Source organism: Xenorhabdus sp. NBAII XenSa04, assembly GCF_963866145.1.
Taxonomy (GTDB): domain Bacteria; phylum Pseudomonadota; class Gammaproteobacteria; order Enterobacterales; family Enterobacteriaceae; genus Xenorhabdus; species Xenorhabdus indica.
This window is the reverse complement of sequence record NZ_CAWMEB010000200.1, coordinates 1-1,014: the sequence shown is the minus strand read 5'-3', so window position 1 is coordinate 1,014 and position 1,014 is coordinate 1. Positions and strand designations below refer to the sequence as shown.

General features: G+C 45.0%; 1 protein-coding gene. It reads right to left on the bottom strand.

What is annotated here, in order from left to right; genetic code table 11:
- The coding region (locus AAC147_RS08135) for an autotransporter outer membrane beta-barrel domain-containing protein (RefSeq protein WP_156115455.1) at positions 1–1,014 on the bottom strand (1,014 nt) is incomplete at both ends.

Here is a 1,014-nt window from a genome sequence, read left to right as displayed (position 1 = left end):
ATGTCAATCGGCTTGCGCTTACGTCTGCCGATCCGGTCACGCAAGGACGCTGGCGTATTCAGCGTCTGTAAAACTCGTCCGTAAGCCTCGTAAACACTCACACCAGCCTGATAAAGCTGTGTCGGTTTAGTGTTGGGTTTTGAACTGATCAATAATGAGCGCAGATACCAGTTTCCATCCGCATTGTTAGTACCATTCTTATAAAGACGGTAGGCATAGGCACCAGCTACAATGGCAGGATCTCCTCTATAATTATAGTCGCCAACCAGATTGAAAATACCATTTGATGCCCCCAGGACATCAATAACCTTGATACCTTCAGTCGTCTGTGCCCCCGCTCCCCCGACGTTTTTGATCACAAGATGGGTTGAACCCGATGTGCTGCCTTTCACTACAAGTTTGTCAGTCTTTGAGTGATCCCCGCCCAACACGGTTGATAAAGTCACTGTGCCGTTATTGCCCTTGTAATCACTTGCGATAGTCAGTGTATGCCCGACATTTTTGTTATCTTCGCCAAAGAACACTCTGCCACTGTTATTCAAAGCAGAAATTGTTGTGTCATGGTTGAAATAAAGATTACCCGCATTATCAATATTACTGGTGATACTTCCCATTTTATTTCTGTCACCCAGACGTAACGCACTGCCGGATAATATCTTGACAGTACCGACATTCATATCGTGGGTATAGGTAAGATCCAGATTTTCCGTTGTAGCCCCTTTTCCCCCGATGGTGACAACTGAATTTTTCGACCCGGACACATTGCCCTTCAGGGTTGCATTTGGGCCAGACATATAAAGACTGGCGTTGCCAAGTTCCACATCGCCATTAATAGTGCCTGAATTAGAAATACCATGAGTAATGGTGCCTTTATTATTAATAGAAAACTTATCTCCGCGTATCACGCCTCCAGGCGCATTCGTGATGGTATCAACAACGCCTTTAGCGTCGATAGAAATTCCATTTCGCTTTCCATATAACAAGGAAGCATTGGTAATCTGTTTTATCCTGGAC